This is a genomic window from Amycolatopsis sp. DG1A-15b, assembly GCF_030285645.1.
GTDB lineage: Bacteria > Actinomycetota > Actinomycetes > Mycobacteriales > Pseudonocardiaceae > Amycolatopsis.
In genome coordinates this window covers 7,728,027-7,746,986 of record NZ_CP127296.1, presented here as the reverse complement: position 1 = coordinate 7,746,986, position 18,960 = coordinate 7,728,027, and the positions used below count along the sequence as shown (strand labels likewise).

The window sequence follows — 18,960 nt, the reverse complement described above, 5'->3', positions numbered from 1 at the left end:
GGGGTGCCGGGCTGTCCGGCGTGGAGCGCCGGGCCGCGGGGCTCGCCGGGCCGGGGCGCTGCGGGGCGGCCGCGTCGGCCGGACCTGCGATGCGGCGGTTTGCGGGGCCGTCGCCGGCCGCGCGCTGGGGTGCGGCTCCTTCGGCGGCCCTGCGGGGTGCCGGGCTGTCCGGCGTCGGTCGCTGGGGGGCGGCCGCGTCGGGGCGGGGTGCGCGGCGCGGCGGGGTGCTGTCGGCCTGGGGCGCCTCGGCCACCGGGCGCCGGGGGCGCCGGGGCGGCTGCGGTGCGGCCGACGTCTGCTGCGGGCCCGGGTTCGTGGCCGGTGGGCGCCGCTGGAGCGGGGCCTCCGGCAGCGGGGCCGCGGCCGTCGTGCGGCGGGGCTGACGGGGTCGCGGAGTGCGCGGTTGACGAGTGGCGTCCGTGGGTACTGGGTCTTCAGGAGCACCCTGCGCCGGCCTCGGGGCACCCGGCTGCGACGACCGCGCCGGGGCCGGTGGTTCGGCGCCGTGGGCCCGGCGTCCGGGCTGGTCGGAGCGGTCCTGCTGCTCGCGGGGCGGCAACGGGCGGGCGCCGGTGGTCTTGGCGACGACGTCCGAGACGCTGATCCCGCCCTGGTCCTCCATCGACCGGCGCCGTCCGGGCCGGGGCCGCGCGGCACCGTCGAGGCGGCGACCGGTTCCCGGGCTGTCGAGCTCGTCCGGCACTCGGTCTCCTTTCGCGCGATCGAAGGGGGTGGCTTCTCCGTGGCCGTCTTCCCCCGCAGGAGGTGATCGTTCCCCCGGAGGTTTTCGTTATCGTACGGATACCCCCCGTTCGTGACGACACCCTCCCGGAATTTTCTTCACCTTGAGTCGACGAACGGCCGGTGTGCGTCGACAAACGGGTGACGACGCTTGTCGGCGGACGGAGTAATCCCGTCTTTGCGTTACTCAGAGTGGGTCATTAACTGCGTCGTTTGTGCGTCGCGATAGACGACTTTGTTGCGGCCCGCGCGTTTCGCCGCATAAAGCAGGACGTCCGCGCGGCGCAGCTGGCGCTCCGGTGACGCCGGCGTCCCCGGCTCGTGCGCCAGGCCGGCGCTGATGGTCACCTGGAGTCCCGGCTGGAGTTCTGACCAGGGGTGACGGGCGACGCGCAACCGGGCGTCGTCGACCACGCGGACGGCCCGCCCGGCGTCGACCCCGGGCAGCCACAGGACGAACTCCTCGCCGCCGTAGCGGGCGCAGAAGCCGTCCGGCGGGAGGTTCTCCTGGAGGAGGTCGGCGACCCGGCGCAGGACGCGGTCGCCGACGAGGTGACCGTACGTGTCGTTGATGCTCTTGAAGCGGTCGAGGTCGATCAGCGCGAGCGCCAGCGGCGGACGGTCGGTGAACGGTCCGTACAGCCGCTCGTCGAGGTAGCGGCGGTTGTAACTCGACGTCAGCGCGTCGCGGAGGCTGCCGTCGCGGGCGATGTCCAGCGCGGACCGCAGGTGCTGGTAGGCGCGTCGCCAGTCGCCCTGGGTGGCGAAGAGGCCGGCGATGGCCTCGTGCAGGCGGAGCAGGTCCGGCGGGCTGGTCGTCCGGCCCGGCGTGCCTTCGCTCTCGGCGACCATCCCCACCTCCACCACCCCTTGGTTGTCGTCGTGGGGACGGCCGCGCTTGAGGTACCGGTGCGGAAGAAGATGAATTTCGCTCAAACGGGACGGTGACGGTGACTCTCCGGAGTGTTCGCTTCAGAGTCCGGAGAACGGCTCGATGCCCTTGAGCTGGGAGAACTGGTCCTTTGCCCAGTAACTCACATTAGCCGTCGCGTCGTCCAGCAACTCAATGTAGTCAGCCCAGGCGACCCAGCGCCAGCCGCCGACCTCCTCGGGGTTCGGCGCCGGCTCGGCGTCGGCCCAGGCGGCGAACACCGGGCAGAACTCGTTCTCGACGATCCCCTGGAACGGCGGCGTCCGGTAGCGGTAGTTCGGCAGCACGCAGTGCAGCCCGGACAGCGACGGCAGCCCGAGTTCGTAGCCGGCGCGTCGCCGGACGGCGTCCTCGAGGGTCTCGCCGGGCGCGGGGTGGCCGCAGACGCTGTTGGTCCAGACCCCGGGCCAGACCTTCTTGTGGAGGGCGCGCTGGGTGATCAGCAGGGCGTTGTCGCTGCGCCGCAGGACATAGCACGAGAAGGCCAGGTGCAACCGGGTGTGCTCGTGGTGGCTGGCCAGCTTCGGGCCGGTCTCGCCGGTGGGCACGCCGTCCTCGGTGACGAAGACGATCTGCTCGGTCTCGGGTTCGATCGCGGTATCCACGTGCCCCAGTGAACACGACGGGCCGGGCCGCGCCGTACCGCGAGGCGGGTGGGTTACCCGTGGTCCGCCCGGCGGGGTGACGGGCCGTCACCCCGCGTTGAGGTGCTCCACGAGCAGCGACGTGACGGCTTCCGGCGTCTCCTCGGGCGCCCAGTGCGTGACGTCTTCGAGCATCTCGAAGCGGTAGGGCGCGGTGACCCAGTTGGCGGTGTCGAGCGCGGCGGTGGAGCCGAAGGAGACGTCCTCGGTGCTCCAGATGTACAGCGTCGACACGGCGATCTTGCCGATCTTCCCGCCGGGCCGCCCGGCCCGGTACCAGTTGAGGGCGGCGGTGAGCGCACCCGGCTCGGACAGCCGCCGCACGTACTCGTCGACCTTCGACGGCGAAACTCGCCGCTCGAACATCTCCCGCAGCGCGCGGCCGTCGTTCTCCAGCATCCGCCGCTCGGTGACGCGGGTCTGCCGCCACTCGGTCATGTACCGGGTGCGCAGGTGCTGGTCCTCATCGGTCTTCATGGCCTCGGCGAGCGCGGCGGGGTGCGGAGTGGAGACGACGGCGAGGCTGCGAAGGCGTTCGGGGTGCGCGTCGGCGGTCCACCAGGCGACAGCACCACCCCAGTCGTGCCCGACGAGGTCGAATTCCGCCCAGCCGAGCGCTTCGGTGACGGCGACGACGTCCCCGACGAGGTGAACGATGGAGTAGTCCCCGGCCTGTTCGGGCCGAACGTCCGGCGAGTACCCCCGCTGATCCGGCGCGACGGCCCGGAACCCGAGCACCCCCAGGGTGGCGACCTGGTGCTCCCACTCGATCGCGGCCTCGGGAAAGCCGTGCAGCAGCAGCACGGGCCGGCCATCTTCGGGCCCGGCGGCGATGGCGTCGAAGGAGCCGGCCTCGGTGGGGATGCTGATGTGGTCGATCACGGCTCGAATCTATCGCCTGCGGCGGCGTCCTCGTCGAAGAGCGTGGGTTGGATGGTCGCTGTCACCTTGAGGTCGGGCCGGTGGGCGAGGGGACTGAGATCGATGTCGCGGATGCTGTACAGGTGCAACTCCCGGAGCGCGCTGAGGCCGGCCACGGGCCGAAGGTCCGGAATTGGAGTGCCCTCGAGCACCAACACCCGGAGTCCGGTCAGGGGAGAGAGCGAGCTCAGGTCCACCTCGGGGCATTCGGCGAATCTTAGCAAGGTCAGGCTGTCGCCCCAGCGCTGCGGAGCCTGAATGTCCCTGAGGTGAGGACAGTGCTCGAAACTGAGCTGGCTCGGTTGGTCCAAAAAGGACAAGCCCTGCAAGTCTTCGAGGTCGGGAACCCAGTCCAGCGTCAGCGCGGGCAAGTACCGCAAGGGAATCAGGTCGGCGAGCTGGTCGAGGTTTTCGATCTGGCTCAGCTGGAGGTGCTCCAGGTTCGGTAGCTCGGCAAGCCGCGCCCACCCGTGCGTCGGCACCTCGGCGACGACCTCGCGTAGGGTGGGAATCGCGGACAGCGGTCCGATGTCCGTCGATTCAATGTGCATGATTCCCGCCAAGTGGATGCTTTCCAGCGACGTGTCTGCCAGTGGTGCGAGGTCGAACTCGTCCGCGTCGTCGATCTCGCAGTAGAGGGCCCTGAGTTGTCGCAGGTGCCCCAGACCGACGAGTCCAGCCGGGTCCTCCACATGCATGATCTCGATCGGCAGATCGGCCAGCACGCGTTCGGCGAACTCCGTCGGATCGAACCACTGCCGGGACACGATTAGCTCGTTGACCACGACCTTGTCCTGAGCCTCGCCGTAGCGGGTCAGCAGTTCCAACGCCCCCGGGCCGCCAACCAACGCGATCGCGTGGATGGTCGCCACCGTGGCCTCGGGGGTCTCCGGTTCGCTGTCGGCCAGGAGGTCGAGGACAAACTCTCCCGCTGCCGCGAGTGCCTCCGCTTCGTCGAACGTCGAAGGCGGGATCAGCGTGCTGGCCCGGTCCTCGATCTCGTTCCGCAGCCGCTCGCTCAACACCGGGGACGTCTCCAAGCACGCCAGCGCCACCAGATCCAGCTTCAGCCGCTCCTGCTCGTCCGTGTCCCACTGGAGGATGCCGTCCAGCAGACGCTCGCGTTGTGCGGGATGGGCGTGGCCCGCCGCCAGGATCACCACTTCGCGCCACTCGTCGCGGTAGGCGTTCGCCGTCAGGATGCCGATGTCGTCCTCTTCGATCGCCGCCTGGGCGGCCAGGTACTCCTGGAACGTGCGGTGTACGAAGTCGATCCGGCCCGGGACCGGTTCGCGCAGCACGCCGCCGCGATCCAGGAGGTGGCGGAAGACCGTCCGCGGTGTCACGTCGATCTGCCCCATCGAACGCAGCTTCGCCGTGATGCGCGCTTCGGCGTCGGCGACCGGGACGTCCGTGTGGCCGTTGCGGACCAGCCAGTACGCCAGGTTTCGCAGCAGCACCAGTTTCTCGGTCAGCGACAGCCTGACGGGAGCTTCGATCCCACGCTCGATGTCGCGGCTGTCGAGCAGCATGCGCAACGCGACTTCGTACAGTTCCATCCGGTTCTCCGGAAGGCGTCCGTTGCCTTGGTGGTGCAGCGCGCACAGCAACGCGCACAGCAGCGGGTTCTCGGCGAGCCGCCGCAGTGCGCTGCGGGCGCCGATGGCCGTGATCAGGGCGTCGCGTTCTTCGTCGAGCGGCTCGTCCGGCAGCGCGTGGTGCCAGCGCGTGACGAACGTCCGGACGTCGCGCGGGTTCATCGGCTGGAGCCGCACCTCGGTGAACCCCTCGGCACGCAGCCAGCCGGAGGTCACCGCGGTCGGGCGCGTGGTGACGACGAACCGTGCGCGCGGGAACGCGCCGACGAGTTCCCGCAGCCATTCATGCACCTCGCGGCGGCGCCCGTCCGGGACCTCGTCGAGGCCGTCGACGAGCACGACGGCCCGGCCTTGGCGCAGCTGTCGCTGCACCCAGCCGGGCGGCATCTCGTCGGCGATGTGCCTGCCGACTTCGTCGAGGAAGCGTTCCGGTGCCGGCAGCGGCGAGTGGCTGAACCGGCGCAGCCGCACCAGGAACGGCTCGAGGTTGTCCCAGCCGTCGACGTTCCGCAGCTGCCGGCTCGCGCACTGGACGGCCAGCCATTGCAGCAGCGTCGTTTTGCCGGAGCCTGCTTCGCCACGCAGGAGGATCCTCGATGTCCGCGGCAGCACGTGCTCGATCCGGTCGCCGGAGACGCCATCCTCGGACGTGACGCTCAGGCTCAGGTAGGCGACCGACAGCGGATACAGCCGGGTCGCCTCGGCCAGGCCCGCGCCGAACAGCGCCATCCGGTCGAGCGCCGTCACGACCTGGCGGCGGAAGTCCGCGGCGAAGTCGTCCGGGTGACGGCGTTCGGGCAGCGTCGCCAGTACCTTCCGGACTGTCTCGAGGATCTCCGTCTCGCGCTGCAGGATCTCGACGAGCGCACCCGGCTGGAAGCGCGGCAGGGTGCTTGTGACCTGGACCAGGTACGCGCAGCATTCCCGCAGCACCCGCTGGTACAGCTCGGTCGCGTCGGCTGAGAGGAGCCTGGTGACGCCGGGGACGGTCCGGAGCAGGTAGCGGTAGAGGTAGGGGGCGTCGAGGTCGGTGGCGAACAGGTCGTCGTCGGTCAACGCGGCGCGCTCGAACGTCTCGTGCACCGCGTCCACCGCGGCCGCGCGCTCGTTCTCCGGCAACGCACGGAACTCGACGTCGAGGAAGGGCAGCAGCTGGTCGGCGACCCGAGACTCGAGGTTGGTGAACAGCAGCCGGAGCTTGCGGCGGTCGTTCAGGCCGGTGACCTGCTTCTCGAGCAGGTCGAAAACCTTTGCGGAGGCGTCGGCGGCGATGGTCCGGTCTCCCAGCCAGATCTTCGCAGCCGCCTTCACCACCGCAGTCGTCAACGCGATCGCCGAGGCTTCGAGGCTCACCGAGCCCAGACTAGCCGAGCAGCTCCGCGGTTGTGACGACGGTCACCAGCGGGGCGTACAGCCTCATGATGTCCAGTGCCTTTGCGTGGCTCTCGTCGTCCACACCCGCGCACGCGTCGGACACCACCGTCACCGCGACTCCCGCGTCCGCGGCTGCCAACGCTGTCGACAACACGCAGCAGTCCGTTGAGACGCCCGCGAGCACCAGGCCCGCTCCGCCCACCCGGGTGGCCATGCGGGCGTTCCACTTGCCGAACGTGGTTGCGTCCACAGTGGATGATGGGTCGAACGCGTCGGCCACCTGGTACAGCGGTGCATCCGGTGACTGCAAGGCGAACGGCCACTGCTCGTAGTACCGGCGCCACGCTCCTTCCGGGCGTGCAGGCGCGACGAACCGCGTGAACACAACGTCGTTGCCGAACGCCGTCACCAACCGGTGGATCGGCGGGAGCACCTCGGCGAAGCGGGGGGTGAACCACGGGCTCGCCGGGTCGGCGAACACGTTCTGCAGGTCGATGACCGCCAGGATCCTCTTCACGCCGCCTCCTGTTCGCGGACCCGCCGCCGCGTCAGCAATGTCACCAGGAAACCCAGGGCCAGCGCCAGCAGCACGCCGAGGTTCGCGAAGGCCCACGCGCCTTCGCGACCGCCGAGCCCGAACGGCTCCAGGAGGTATCCCTGCCACTTCAGCCACTCGGCGGACGTGTTCGTCACCAGGCCCCAGCCGAGCGCCGTCGACACCAGGACCAGGGCGATCGGGCCGACGCGGACGTCGCCGTAGCGGCCGGCCGGGTCGAACAGCTCGCGCTCGGCGTAGTCGCCTCGCCGCAGCAGGACGTCCGCGAGCATCACGCCGCACCACGCCGCCACCGGGACGCCCAGCGTCACCAGGAAGCCCTGGAACTGGCCGAGGAACTCGCCGCCGAAGAAGACGATGTAGATCGTGCCGAGGATCATGATCACGCCGTCGACCAGCGCCGCCGCCGGGCGGGGGATGCGCAGGCCCGCCGAGAGCAGGGCCAGGCCCGACGAATAGATGTCCAGCACCGCGCCGCCGACCAGGCCGAGCACCGCGACGATCGCGAACGGCACCAGGAACCACAGTGGCAGCAACGTCGTCAGCGCGCCGATCGGGTCCGCCGCGATCGCCTTGTTCAGGTCCGGCGACGAGCCGGCCAGCAGCAGCCCGAACACCAGCAGCACCACCGGCGCCACCGACGCGCCGAACGTCGTCCAGCCGACCACGCCCCGGCTCGACGACGACCGCGGCAGGTAGCGCGAGTAGTCCGCGGCCGCGTTGACCCAGCCGAGGCCGAACCCGGTCATCAGGAACACCAGCGCCCCGACCCACTGCTGGGCCGAACCCGACGGCAGCGCGCTGACCGCTGCCCAGTGCACATCGCCGGCCACGAGGACCACGTAGACGACGGTCAGCACGCCGGTGATCCAGGTGATCCACGTCTGCAGCTTCATGATCGCGTCGAAGCCGAGCACGCCGGCGGCGACGGTCAGCGCCGCCACCACGACGAGCGCGACCACCTTCGTCGGTGTCCCGCCGCCCCAGCCGAGGCGCTCGAACACGGTGGCCGTGGCCAGCGTCGCCAGCGCGGCGAGCACGGTCTCCCAGCCGACCGTCAGCAGCCACGAGATCGCCGACGGCAGCCGGTTGCCGCGCACGCCGAACGCCGCCCGCGAGAGCAGCATCGTCGGCGCCGACCCGCGTTTGCCCGCGATGGCGATGAACCCGCACAGCAGGAACGAGAACAGGATGCCGACGACGCCGGCGACGAGCGCCTGCCCGAACGAGATGCCGAAGCCGAGGGTGAACGAGCCGTAGCTCAGCCCCAGCACCGACACGTTCGCGCCGAACCACGGCCAGAACAGCTGCCGCGGCCGTCCGCGCCGCTCGGCGTCGTCGATCACGTCGAGGCCGTTCGTCTCCACCTCGAGCCTGCGGGAACCGGTCATCGCGTCGCCTCCACCAGCTGGTCGATCTCCTCCCGGCCCGGCGCGGTCGCCGGGCCGCGCCGGGTCACCGAAAGCGCGGCCGCCGCGTTGGCGCGCACGACGGCGTCGAGGACCGTGCTGCCGCGCAACAGCTCCGCGGCCAGCACGCCGCAGTGCGTGTCGCCGGCGCCGGTGGTGTCCACGACGTCGACCGGGAACCCGGGCACGGCGGTGATCCGGCCGTTTTCGTGGACGCGACAGCCTTTCGCGCCTTCGCGGACGACGGCGACGGGCGGCAGCTCGCCCAGCACCTCGGCTTCGCGGGCGTTGCAGCTCAAGATGTCTATTGTGGACAGTAAGTCATGGAGGTCTCCAGGGTCGATGTCGGCGATGAGCGGGCCGGGGTCGAACAGGATCTTCGAGCCGGGCAGCCGGGGCAGCCACTCGATGAGGGCCGCGCGATTGATCTCGTGCAACCAACTGTATCCGCTCACGTACACGACGTCGTCATTCTTTGGGGTGACGCGGTGGAGCAACTCGGCGCGCAGCCGGCCTTCGGCGCCGGTACCGGTCGCGAAGGTGCGCTCGCCGGTCGCGTCCACCAGCACTACGACCACACCAGTGTCCATTTCGGACAGAGGTTCGTGCGCCAGTTCCACGCCTTCGGCCGCGAGGGCGCCGCGGGCGAGATCGCCGAAGCCGCCGATGCCGTGGCTGCCCGCGTAAAGCACCCGCGCACCGGACCGCGCGGCGGCGGCCATCACGTTGAAACCGCCGCCGGGCAACAAGTTCGTCGACGACGCCAGGACGTCGCCGCCGGGCGGGGGCAGGGCCGGCACCGCCATGACGAGGTCGAGGACGACCTGCCCGGTGTGCACCAGCCGCCCGGTCATCGGCGGCGCAGCTTCAGGAGTTCGTCGACCAGCGGCCCGAACTCGAGCCGGTTGACGGCGAGCACGGTCTCGACGACGTCGGGGCGGAAGGCGCCGACACCGTGCGCGGCGCCGAGCATCGCCCCGCAGATCGCGGCGACGGTGTCGGTGTCGCCGCCGAGCCCGGCGGCCAGGCGCAACGCCGCCGGCGGGTCGTCGCCCATGGCCTCGGCCAGCGCGAACGCGGCCACCACGGACTCCTGCGACGCGACCGACGTGCCGATCACCCGCGCGACCGCGTCGGCGACGGCGGCCGGCGCCATGCCCCGCACCCAGTCGCGCGCCCAGCGGATCCGGGCGGCGATCTCCCCGCCGGGTGCCCAGTGCCCGCGTTCCCCGCCGACGACGGCGGCGCGCTCGCCCGCGTCGAGTGCTTCGGCCAGGCTCGCGCCGTCGACCCCGGCGGAGACGGCGGCCGCGACCGCGGCGGCCGACGCGATGCCCAGGCTGGTGTTGTGCGTGACCCGCGCGGTCGCGACGACGACGTCGACCAGCCGGTGCAGGTCGTCCGCCGGCGTCGCGATGCCGACCGGCGTGACCCGCATGGCGGCGCCGTTGGTGGTGCCGGTGCGGCCGGCTTCGTCGGCCGGGACGCCGTCCTGGAGCCGGGCGAGCGCGCGTTTGGTGGACGGCCCGAGCAGGTCCGCGGAACCGCGGCGGACCATGTCGGCCTCCCAGATCAGCAGGGCGTCGGCGAAGACGTGCGGCTCGACGGTGCCGCGGCCGTCGATGAGCAGCCGGGCCAGCAGGACGGCCTGCTCGGTGTCGTCGGTGACCGAGCCGGCGGGCATCGACGGCGCGACCGGCTGCTCGGCGACGGCGGTGAGCAGCCCGGTGACCGGCCCGTAGGTGGCGGCGATGGCGGCGCGGGACATCGACTGCGTCGGCATGCCGAGCGCGTCGCCGACGGCCAGCCCGGTGAAGGCGCCGAGCGCCCGGTCCCGCGCGGTCACCGGTGTCCGAAGGTGAGGTGGAACTGGAACCGGTCCGGGTCCAGCAGGCTGACGACGCGCTCGACGAGCCGGCCTTCGATGTCGACCGAGGTGCGCTCGGCGCGGAGGAAGAGCTCGCCGATCGAGCGGCCGAGCAGTTCGGCGGCGCAGGCGTCGAGGCGTTCGGTGCTGATCCACTGGTCGCCGCCGACGGAGATCCGCCCGGCGGCTTCGAGGGTCTTGGTCAGGGAGCCGTCCTGCAGGCCCGTCGCGGGGAGGTCGGCGAGCGGTCCGACGGCGGGCACGGTGGCGGTTTCGAGCGAGACCCCGCGTTCGCGCTCCCGCCGCAGCCGCCGCACGGCGACGTAGGGCTGCTCGCCGAATTCTTCTTCCAGGGCCACGTCTTCGACGGCTTCGATGCCGAGCAGTTCGGTGGTGACCGGCGCACCGGCGTCGGCGAGGGCGCGGGCCCAGCCGATCCGCTGGTCGAGCTGGACGCCGTCGAAGGTGACGAAGGAGCCGACGCCGGCCTGGGTGGAGATGAGCTCGAGCTGCTGGAGCTCGGACAGCGCGCTGCGGACGGTGCCGCGGCTGACCTGGTACTGCAGGGCGAGCTGGTTCTCACCGGGGAGGCGGTCGCCGTGGGCGAGCCGCCCGGAGCGGATCAGGTCGGTGAGGTCGCCGACCAGCTGCTGCCGCTTGCTGTACATGTTCACACCTGTACACGGTGGATTAGTGCTGGTCAAGCGGCCACGAGCTCGCGCGGCCGGGCTTCTTCGGCGATCATCTTGCCCGCTTCCTTGGCGCTCAGGCCGGCGGCCAGCATGATCACCGTGAACGAGCCGACGAAGATGACCGTGCTCAGCCACACCATCGTGGTCACCGGCAGGGTGAAGGCACCGATCACGCGAGCGGCGCTCTCCAGCACGAACCCGACACCCCAGATGTAGCTGCCGCGGCGGAGGACGGTCTCGAACCGCCGGTTGCCCTGCAGCCGTTCCCAGGCTTCTTCGTGGTCGGCCTTGCCGTGGGTGAGGAACGGGCGCAGGGCCTTGGTCATGATCGGCTGCGCGGTGAAGGCGGAGATCAGGATGACGAGCCCGGTGATCCCGCTCCCGAGCGAGTCCTTGGCGATCATCATGCGGGTGTCCCCGGAGACGAAGGTCAGCAGCATGCCGACGACGTTGGTGACGAGGACGACGATGGCGAGACCGTTGAGCGTGCGGTCCTTGGCGAACTGGTAGAGCGTCCGGGCCAGCGGGAAGACCCCGGAGAGGGCGAGCGCGGTGAAGTCGCTCGCACCGAGCGAGTGGAGTCCGTAGTAGACGCCGAGGGGAACGGCGATCTCGATCGCGAGGTTCTTGAGCGGGGCGCTTGCGGGCTGGTTCGTCGTCATGAGAAGAGCTTGTCGCGGGAAGGGGCTCGGGAAGGATGCCGTCCGCCACGACTTCGGGCTGACAGATGTCATGGGCGGCCTCACGTTCGGCGCCCCTGCGTCGTCGGGTGGGTATGACAACGTTCTTGCGCGTCACGGTCGCCCTGCAGACCGTGGCGCTCTTCCTCGCGCCGGTCACCGCCGGCCTGTTGCTGACCACCCCGGACGGGCACGTCCTCCACAGCGCGTCGGCGTACACCGTATGGGGCGTCGCCGTCGTGCAGGTGGTGGCCGCGGTGCTGGTGTGGCGGCCGGGTGGGGGTTCGCCTCGGGTGGTCCTCTACGCGGTCGTGTTCCTCGGGCTCGTGACCGCGCAGGTGTTCCTCGGGATCGCGCACGTCACGACCGTGCACGTCCCCCTCGGCGTGTTGCTGTTCGGGCTGAGCCTGGTGATGCTCACCCGCCGGAGCGGGTGAGCATCACGTGGCTCACGCCGCCGGCACGGTCCACTGCTGGTTCGCCTGGCCGTTGCAAGCCCACAGGAGCACCTTGGTGCCGTTCGCGGTTCCCTGGCCGCTCGCGTCCAGGCACAGGTTCGACTGCACCCCGGCGATCGTGCCGTTCGCGTTCACGGTCCACTGCTGGTTGGCTTGGCCGTTGCAGTCCCAGATGACCACCGGTGTCCCGTTGGCCGTGCCCTGGCCGGACGCGTCGAGGCACTTGTTCCCGTAGACGGTCAGCTGCCGGGTCGCCGTGCGGGTCCAGGTCTGGCCCGGGCCGCCCTGGCAGTCCCACAGCTGCAGCTGGGTGCCGTTCGCCGACGTCGCGTTCGGCACGTCGAGGCAGCGACCGGACGGCTTGCCGGTGATCGCCCCGCCGCCCGTGGGCGTGCCGTCGGATCCGGTGACCGTGAGCAGGACCGCCTCCCCGGCCGGGACCGAAGTCGCGTAGCTCGAGGCGAAGGTGCCGCGATCGGCCCCGGCCCACACGTCACGCACGGTGGCCGAGCCCGTCAGGCCGAGGGAAGACCACCGGGCGGTGATGGTCGCGGCGGAGCCGGTGCGGTTGAGGAGCACGACGGCCCGGCGACCGGTGCCGGACAACACCTTTTGGTAAACCTGGAGCCCCGAAGCGTCCTCGGCGACCTTCGTGCCTTGCCGGCCGAGCGCGTCCTGGTCGACCGCGATCATCTCCGGGTTGGTGAGCGCGGCTTTCGTGGCGGCGGTCATCTCGCCGGGTTTGTTGCCCGCGATCAGCGGGGCGCCCGAAATCGCCCACAGGCTCAGGTGTGTGCGGTTCTGCGCGTCGGAGAAGCCGGGGAGGCCGGCGACGAGCATGTCGGGGTCGTTGTAGTGGCCGGGACTCTGCGCGCTCGCGTGCTGGGCGGCGTCGAAGTTGGCCAGCACGCGCGACATCGAGGGCTTCTCACCCCAGTAGATGATGTCGCCGCTGGTGCGCCACAGGTTGGCGATGCCGGGCGCCCAGTTCCACGGCTGCTGGCCGCCCCACTCGCAGACGGAGAACACCATCGGCCGTCCGGTCTGGGCGGTGGCGCGCGCGATGGAGTCGCTGATCGCGGTGTAGGAGTTGCGGGCGTTGAGGCCTTCGGCCGAGCCGCCGCACCAGTCGACCTTCACGTAGTCGAAGCCCCAGCGGGAGAACTGGAGGAAGTCCTGGTCGTAGTGGCCTTCGGCGCCGGTGCCGGGGTAGGCGGGGTGTCCGGTCGGGTAGTAGTAGCCACAGCCGTTGCGGCCGGCGTCGGTGTAGATGCCCGCTTTCAGGCCCTTGCTGTGGATGTAGGCGGTGATGGCGGACATCCCGCCGGGCCACTTCGCGGTGTCGACGGTGATGTTGCCTCCCGCGTCGCGGGAGCCCGTCCACCAGCCGTCGTCGATGTTGACGTACTCGTAGCCCGCGTCCTTCATGCCGGAGGTCACGAGCGCGTCCGCCTGCCGTTCGATGACGGTGTGGTCGATCGCGCCGGCGAAGGAGTTCCAGGAGTTCCAGCCCATCGGCGGCTTGGTGATCGGAGCTGCCGCCGCGGCACTCGACGGAGCCGCGAAGACCACCAAGGCGGACAGCAAACCCATGATCGCCACGAGCACTTTCCACGATGTCCACAAAGGACGGCGGAAGGATCGGGACGGCGGGGCGGCGGGTGCGGACGCGTGCGACAACGGAACCCCCATCAGCATCGACGGCGAGCCGGGCGTGGCGGATGTGAACGCTAACACAAAGTGGCTTTTTGTTGTGCTGCACGTGAAATTTTCATTTCGCCGCCCACTCGCGGCGTTGCCTGGTCGCGGGCTCAGCCGCCGGAGTGCATGTCTTCCGCTTCGGGGACGCAGTCGTCGTCGGGGTCGTCGAGCCAGCCGTGGGGCAGGGTGACCTTGCCGGGGGACCCTTGACGTCCTCGCGGGCCGGTGGCGGCTTCGGGGAAGGGGGCGTCGTGGTCGAGCTGGGCGATGAGGTCGTCCAGCTGGTCCATCGACGAGAGCATCGCGAACCCGCGGCGCAGCTCGGAGCCGACCGGGAAGCCCATCAGGTACCAGGCCATGTGCTTGCGGATGTCGCGCATCGCCTTGTCGTGGCCGTCGTGCTCGATCAGCAGCTCGGTGTGGCGACGGAGCACGGCCGCGACCTCGCCCAGGTTCGGCGGGGTCGGCAGGGGGCGTCCGGCGAAGGCGGCTTCGAGCTCGCCGAACAGCCACGGGCGGCCGAGGCAGCCGCGGCCGACGACCACGCCGTCGCAGCCGGTTTCGTCGACCATGCGCAGGGCGTCGGCGGCGGAGAAGATGTCGCCGTTGCCGAGCACCGGGATGCTGGTCACGGCTTCCTTGAGGGCGGCGATCTTGGTCCAGTCGGCCTGGCCGGAGTAGCGCTGGGCGGCGGTGCGGGCGTGCAGGCTGACGGCGGCGGCGCCCTCGGCTTCGGCGATGCGGCCGGCGTCGAGGAAGGTGCGGTGGTCGTCGTCGATGCCGATCCGGAACTTCACCGTGAACGGCGTGTCCCCGGCCGCTTTCACGGACTCACGCACGATGGCTTCGAACAGCTTTCGCTTGAACGGCAGCGCCGCCCCGCCGCCCTTGCGCGTCACCTTCGCGACGGGACAGCCGAAGTTGGAGTCGACGTGGTCGGCCAGGCCCTCGCCGACGATGATCCGGACGGCTTCGGCCATGGTCTTCGGGTCGACCCCGTAGAGCTGCATGGACCGGGGCTTTTCGTTCGCCCCGAAGGTCATCATGTGCATGGTGCCGGGGTGCCGTTCGACGACGGCGCGGGCGGTGATCATTTCGCACACGTAGATGCCCGCGCCGTACTCGGCGCACAGCTGGCGGAAGGCGACGTTGGTGATGCCGGCCATGGGCGCGAGCACGACCGGGGGATCGACCTCGTAGGGGCCGATCTTCAGGGCGGGTTTGCTCAAGGTCGCGGTCACGTCCTCCATTGTCGCCTGTGGTGTCGATCACACCAGGTCGGGCTCACTTGTTCCAGACCGTGACGTCTCCCGTGACGCCTCCGTCGATGCGGTCGCTCACCCCGGTGACGTCGATCCGGAACACCCGGCCCTCCGGGGTCCGGCCGCACACGTGGGTGCCCTTCTCGGCGCCGCTGATGTACGCGGCGCCGCGCTCGTCGACCGCCGATCCGCAGCCTGCGCTGTCCGGGGTTCCGCTGCTCGTCCACACCGCCAGCTTCCCCGCGTCGTGGTAGCTCTCGAACACCCCTCCGGTGCCGCCCACGATGTACGTGTCACCCGTGCGCTTCGGGGGGTTCAAGTCCAGGTTGAAGCGGCCGAACTCCAGGTGGCCCTGGTAGTAGACGGTCGCCGGGGCGGCCGCCTTGGTGCTCTCCGCCGCCGGAGCCGGCGAAGCGGCCGCGGAGCTGCTGACGGCGGCGGGCGAATCGTCCTTGAACAGGCCGCCGAAGTCGGCGATGCCCGACAGCAGCGCGCCGATCGCGCCCATCAGCGCGACGGCTCCCGCGATGCACCCGGCCTTCTTCGCCTCCGCCATCACTCCCCCTCACGACGTGATCGGTTCGTCACTCTAGACAGGCATAGGGTTCGGCGTATGACGAACGTGCCCCTCCGCTGGGGAATCATGGGTACCGGCGGGATCGCCGGCGCCTTCGCCCGGGACCTGCGGCTCACCGGGTCCGGCGTGGTCGCCGCGGTCGGGTCGCGCTCGGCCGGGAGCGCCGGGAGTTTCGCCGACCAGCTGGGTATCCCCACCCGGCACGGCAGTTACGAAGCCCTCGCGAACGATCCGGGCGTCGACGTCGTCTACGTCGCCACGCCGCACCCCCTGCACCACGCCAACGCCCGGCTCGCGCTCGAAGCCGGCAAGCCCGTGCTCGTCGAGAAGCCGTTCACGATGAACGCCGACGAGGCCCGCGACCTCGTCGACCTGGCGCGGACCGGGAACCTCTTCCTGATGGAGGCGATGTGGACGCGCTTCCTGCCGCACGTCCGGCACATCCGCGAGCTCCTGCCGAGCCTCGGCGACGTCGTCACCGTCACCGCTGATCACGGGCAGTGGTTCGCCGAGGACCCCGCCTTCCGGCTGTTCGCTCCCGAACTGGGCGGGGGTGCCCTGCTCGACCTCGGGATCTACCCCGTCTCGTTCGCGTCGATGATCCTCGGGCCGCCCGCGCGCGTGGCCGCGATGGCGACGCCCGCCTTCACCGGTGTCGACGCCCAGACGTCGATGCTGTTCGGCTACGAGAGCGGGGCGCAAGCCGTCCTGACCTGCACGTTGAGCGCGGTCTCGCCGACCACCGCGACGATCGTCGGCACGGACGCGCGCATCGAGGTCGACGGGCCCTTCTACGCTCCCGCCTCCTTCACCGTCATCCCGCGCGAAGGGGAGCGAAGCCGCTTCGAATACGTCGATGAGGGTCTTGGCCTGCGGCACGAGGCCGACGAAGTGGCGTTCCGGCTGGCCGCCGGGGAGACCGAGAGCCCGCTGATGCCGCTGGACGAGACCGTCTCGATCATGACGACCATGGACGAGGTGCTGGCCGCGACCAGGACGTGACCCGGGATTGAGTAGTGCTACGGATCCGCAGGTGGGCGCGGGTGCGTGACCCTGTCCGGTATGACCACCGAAGCAGATGTGCTCCTCCGGCTCGCCGGCGAGATCGACGACCTGGGGCGTCGTCTCGCCCTGGTGGGTTCCGAACTGCGGACCGCCCGGGACGTTCAGCCCGAGCAGGCCGGACGCGCCGAGCAGCCCGCGCAGGCCGGACAGCCGGAGCAGACGCCGCAACCGGAGCAGGCACGGCAGCCTGAGCCCCAACCGCGGGCCCAACCCCAACCCCAAACCCAACCGCAGCCGCAACCCCAACCGCAGCCCCAACCGCAGCCCCGGCCGATGCGGCCTGATTCGGTCCCGTGGCCGCAGTACCAGTGGCAGCCGCCGCCGCAGCAGCAGTACGTTCCGCCACCGCAGCAGCACTACGCTCCGGCGCCGTCGCCCTACCTGCCGGTGCCGCGGCCGACGCTGGGCGAAAAGCTCGGCCGGGAAGGCGCCGGCAGCCGCGTGCTCGCCTGGGTCGGCGGGGCCGTGACGCTGCTCGGCGTCGTGCTGCTGCTCGTGCTGGCCGTGCAGCGGGGCTGGCTCGGGCCGCTGCCGCGGGTGCTCGTCGGTGCCGGGTTCGGGCTGGCGCTGACCGGCACCGGCGTGTGGCTGCACCGCAAGCCCGCCGGCCGCACCGGGGCCTTCGCGCTGGCCGCCACCGGCATCGCGACGCTCTACCTGGACGTCGTCGCCGCGACCACGCTGTACGAGTTCCTGCCGGTGCTCGCCGGGCTCGCGGCCGGGCTGGCGGTCGCCGTCGGCGGACTGCTCGTGGCCGTGCGCTGGGAGTCGCCGCTGCTGGCCACCGCCGTCGTCATCGGCTGTGTCGTGTGCGCACCGATGATCGCCGGTGGGTTCACCCCCGAGCTGGTCACCTTCCTGCTGATGGTCCAGCTCGCGGCGGCGCCGGTGCAGCTGCGCCGCGACTGGCCGTCGCTGACGCTCGCCACCGGGGTCCCGCCGCTGCTCGCCTCCGTGATCAGCACGGCGTGGCTCGGCGGGGGCGGCAGCTGGGCCAACACCGCCGCGGCCGGCGGCGCCGGGGTCGCGTCCGTCGTGCTCGCGCTGATCGTGCTGCGCCGCCGCGAGAACGACCCTGCGGCGCTTTCGCTGCTGGCCACGGCGGTGCTGCCGACGCTCGTCGCGGCGGTGCTGCTGCCGAAGGCGCAGGCGGTGCCGATCACGGCCGGGGCGGGCGTGGTGCTGCTCGCCGTCTGGGCGGCGCGCCGCTGGTGGCCCGGGTTCGCCGGGCAGGTGGCCGGGCTGGCCGGGTTGGTCGCGATCCTGCAGGCGACGGTCACCCAGTTCGACGGCCCGGTGCGCGCCGGGGTGCTGCTCGGCGAGGCGTTGCTGCTGGTCGTGGCCGCGGTGGGCGGCCGCAACCGGGGCGCGCTCGCCGCCGCGCTCGGGTTCGCGTCGATCGGCGGCCTGCTCGGCGTGGTCTTCGACGTCACGCCCGCGCTGCTGATCGTGCCCCGCACCCATTCGGTCGCCGAGCTGACCGGCGCGCTCGCGGTCGCCGCGCTGATCCTCGCCGTGTCGGTCGTGCTGCCGTGGGCCGCCGCGCGCCTGGCGGTGTTCCGCGGCCCGGCCGAAGACCTGCCGATCTGGCTGCTCGCCGGGGTTTCGGCGCTCTACGGCGCTGCCGGGGTCGTGCTCTGCGGGGCGCTGCTGGCAGTCCCCGGCCGGACGGGGTTCCTCCTCGGCCACGCGCTGATCACCGTGTCCTGGACGATCGCGGCGCTCGTGCTGCTCCTGCGCGGGATCGACGTCGTCGCGCTGCGGGTGAGCGGGCTGATCCTGGTCGGCGCCGCGGTGCTCAAGCTGGTGCTGTTCGACCTGGCGGCGCTGGACGGCCTGGCCAGGGTCGGTGCGTTCCTCGGCGCGGGGCTGGTGCTGCTGGCGGCCGGGACGCGGTACGCGCGGCGGGTCGCGTCGCGCTGAGGTTCTTCCCGCGCCGGCGCGGGAAGAAATTGTCGGTGCCCCGTGGTTACCTGGATCACCTTGACCGACGACCAGGGGCACCGACATTGCACAACCGAAACTCACCGACCGCGCCGGCGACTCGATCGCCTGGCTGACCACCGTCACGCCGAAGGGGCGCCCCGCGCCCCGGCCCGTGTGGTTCGTCCTCGACGGCGACGACATCGTGGTGTTCAGCGAGCCGGGCACCGCGAAGCTCCGGCACATCGAGGCGAACCCCGACGTGAGCTTCCACTTCAACAGCGACGAGCACGGCGGCTCGATCCTCGTCGTCAACGGGAAAGCACACGTGGAGGCGGGCAAGGCGTCCGAGGCACCCGGGTACCTCGACAAGTACGGCTCCCACTACGCGGCGATCGGTTTGACCGCGGACGAGTTCGACGCCAGGTACTCCGTCCGCATCCGCGTGGTGCCCGAGCGTTCCTGGGGGTTCTGACCAGTCCATTTCGGACGGTGAGGCACCGGGAGTTCGTGGGAAAGTCACGGATTCGCCGTCGTGTGGCCACTCCGGTGTCCGGTTAT

At 71.1% G+C, this 18,960-nt stretch carries 17 protein-coding genes; 4 read left to right on the top strand and 13 right to left on the bottom strand.

The features are described from left to right. Nucleotides 1–924: 924 nt before the first annotated feature. The 10 genes from QRY02_RS35700 to QRY02_RS35655 form a co-directional block, all read right to left on the bottom strand. A complete protein-coding gene (locus QRY02_RS35700; RefSeq protein ID WP_285987185.1) occupies nucleotides 925–1,593 on the bottom strand; it encodes a GGDEF domain-containing protein in 669 nt (222 codons plus the stop codon). A gap of 120 nt (nucleotides 1,594–1,713) precedes the next feature. Beyond that, a complete protein-coding gene (gene idi / locus QRY02_RS35695) occupies nucleotides 1,714–2,277 on the bottom strand; it encodes an isopentenyl-diphosphate Delta-isomerase (protein WP_285987184.1) in 564 nt (187 codons plus the stop codon). Nucleotides 2,278–2,364: 87 nt separating this feature from the next. Continuing rightward, nucleotides 2,365–3,198, bottom strand: coding sequence for an alpha/beta fold hydrolase (locus tag QRY02_RS35690; RefSeq protein WP_285987183.1), 834 nt, complete (start codon nucleotides 3,196–3,198; stop codon nucleotides 2,365–2,367). Next, on the bottom strand, nucleotides 3,195–6,188 hold the full coding sequence (locus tag QRY02_RS35685) for an NACHT domain-containing protein (RefSeq protein WP_285987182.1): 2,994 nt from the start codon (nucleotides 6,186–6,188) through the stop codon (nucleotides 3,195–3,197). The genes QRY02_RS35690 and QRY02_RS35685 overlap by 4 nt, the downstream gene beginning before the upstream one ends. A gap of 10 nt (nucleotides 6,189–6,198) precedes the next feature. Next, complete coding sequence (locus QRY02_RS35680; protein WP_285987181.1) at nucleotides 6,199–6,726, bottom strand: cysteine hydrolase family protein; 528 nt, start codon at nucleotides 6,724–6,726, stop codon at nucleotides 6,199–6,201. Beyond that, the gene (locus QRY02_RS35675; protein ID WP_285987180.1) at nucleotides 6,723–8,156 is read right to left on the bottom strand and encodes a purine-cytosine permease family protein; all 1,434 of its coding nucleotides are present in this window, start codon (nucleotides 8,154–8,156) and stop codon (nucleotides 6,723–6,725) included. The genes QRY02_RS35680 and QRY02_RS35675 overlap by 4 nt, the downstream gene beginning before the upstream one ends. Next, nucleotides 8,153–9,028 carry a PfkB family carbohydrate kinase gene (locus QRY02_RS35670; protein ID WP_285987179.1) on the bottom strand — a complete coding sequence of 292 codons (876 nt, stop codon included), beginning with the start codon at nucleotides 9,026–9,028 and terminating at the stop codon, nucleotides 8,153–8,155. The genes QRY02_RS35675 and QRY02_RS35670 overlap by 4 nt, the downstream gene beginning before the upstream one ends. Then, entirely contained in the window at nucleotides 9,025–10,020 is a 996-nt protein-coding gene (locus QRY02_RS35665; protein WP_285987178.1) for an ADP-ribosylglycohydrolase family protein, read from the bottom strand. The genes QRY02_RS35670 and QRY02_RS35665 overlap by 4 nt, the downstream gene beginning before the upstream one ends. Continuing rightward, nucleotides 10,017–10,709: a GntR family transcriptional regulator gene (locus QRY02_RS35660; RefSeq protein ID WP_285987177.1), complete on the bottom strand. Its 693-nt coding sequence runs from the start codon at nucleotides 10,707–10,709 to the stop codon at nucleotides 10,017–10,019. The genes QRY02_RS35665 and QRY02_RS35660 overlap by 4 nt, the downstream gene beginning before the upstream one ends. 32 nt (nucleotides 10,710–10,741) lie before the next feature. Beyond that, nucleotides 10,742–11,395 (bottom strand): VC0807 family protein, encoded by a 654-nt coding sequence (locus tag QRY02_RS35655; protein WP_285987176.1) that lies wholly within the window; start codon nucleotides 11,393–11,395, stop codon nucleotides 10,742–10,744. A gap of 113 nt (nucleotides 11,396–11,508) precedes the next feature. On the opposite strand from QRY02_RS35655, the gene QRY02_RS35650 reads away from it, so the two are divergent. Beyond that, entirely contained in the window at nucleotides 11,509–11,850 is a 342-nt protein-coding gene (locus tag QRY02_RS35650) for a hypothetical protein (protein WP_285987175.1), read from the top strand. 12 nt (nucleotides 11,851–11,862) lie between these two features. Here the strand turns inward: QRY02_RS35650 and QRY02_RS35645 are convergent, their stop codons facing one another. The 3 genes from QRY02_RS35645 to QRY02_RS35635 all read right to left on the bottom strand — a co-directional run bounded on the left by QRY02_RS35645 (nucleotide 11,863) and on the right by QRY02_RS35635 (nucleotide 15,390). Beyond that, nucleotides 11,863–13,464, bottom strand: coding sequence for a glycoside hydrolase family 27 protein (locus tag QRY02_RS35645; RefSeq protein WP_285994009.1), 1,602 nt, complete (start codon nucleotides 13,462–13,464; stop codon nucleotides 11,863–11,865). Nucleotides 13,465–13,682: 218 nt separating this feature from the next. After that, nucleotides 13,683–14,822 (bottom strand): tRNA dihydrouridine synthase DusB, encoded by a 1,140-nt coding sequence (gene dusB / locus QRY02_RS35640; RefSeq protein WP_285987174.1) that lies wholly within the window; start codon nucleotides 14,820–14,822, stop codon nucleotides 13,683–13,685. A 34-nt stretch (nucleotides 14,823–14,856) separates the two neighbouring features. Further along, nucleotides 14,857–15,390: a hypothetical protein gene (locus QRY02_RS35635; protein ID WP_285987173.1), complete on the bottom strand. Its 534-nt coding sequence runs from the start codon at nucleotides 15,388–15,390 to the stop codon at nucleotides 14,857–14,859. Nucleotides 15,391–15,447: 57 nt separating this feature from the next. Here QRY02_RS35635 and QRY02_RS35630 point away from each other — a divergent pair, with 57 nt between their 5' ends. The 3 genes from QRY02_RS35630 (at nucleotide 15,448) to QRY02_RS35620 (ending at nucleotide 18,874) form a co-directional block, all read left to right on the top strand. Then, the gene (locus tag QRY02_RS35630; RefSeq protein WP_285987172.1) at nucleotides 15,448–16,413 is read left to right on the top strand and encodes a Gfo/Idh/MocA family protein; all 966 of its coding nucleotides are present in this window, start codon (nucleotides 15,448–15,450) and stop codon (nucleotides 16,411–16,413) included. Between the two features lie 45 nt (nucleotides 16,414–16,458). Next, nucleotides 16,459–18,399 (top strand): DUF2339 domain-containing protein, encoded by a 1,941-nt coding sequence (locus QRY02_RS35625; RefSeq protein ID WP_285987171.1) that lies wholly within the window; start codon nucleotides 16,459–16,461, stop codon nucleotides 18,397–18,399. Nucleotides 18,400–18,484: 85 nt separating this feature from the next. Beyond that, nucleotides 18,485–18,874 carry a TIGR03667 family PPOX class F420-dependent oxidoreductase gene (locus QRY02_RS35620; protein WP_285994008.1) on the top strand — a complete coding sequence of 130 codons (390 nt, stop codon included), beginning with the start codon at nucleotides 18,485–18,487 and terminating at the stop codon, nucleotides 18,872–18,874. The last annotated feature ends 86 nt before the right edge of the window (nucleotides 18,875–18,960 follow it).